Source organism: Cobetia sp. SIMBA_158 (assembly GCF_046566945.1).
Taxonomy (GTDB): Bacteria; Pseudomonadota; Gammaproteobacteria; order Pseudomonadales; family Halomonadaceae; genus Cobetia; species Cobetia amphilecti.
Window position 1 is genome coordinate 1 of sequence record NZ_JAWJYL010000976.1, and the last position, 241, is coordinate 241.

Here is a 241-nt window from a genome sequence, read left to right on the forward strand (position 1 = left end):
GACTTCTACTTCACCGGGGACAGCAGCGGGCTCTATCGTGTCGACCTGGCCGCGAATGCAGGCGACGATGATGGCCAGGGCCGGGCCCTGACGCTCAACGGGCAGACGCTGGAAACGCTGGCCGATCCGGGAGAGGGCGATGCCGGGGAGGAGGGCACCTATGTCGAGCTCGAGGCCGTCGGGGAGGACAACCTGCGTTCGGGTTCCGCCGCCGATGGTGCCGATGATCTCGACTATGTGG

Annotated in this window: 1 protein-coding gene; it reads left to right on the plus strand. The window is 66.8% G+C overall.

Annotated elements, in window-relative coordinates; translation table 11 throughout:
- Positions 1 to 241 (plus strand): hypothetical protein (locus tag R2R70_RS22725; protein ID WP_410979304.1); only part of this gene is annotated, 241 nt, incomplete at both ends.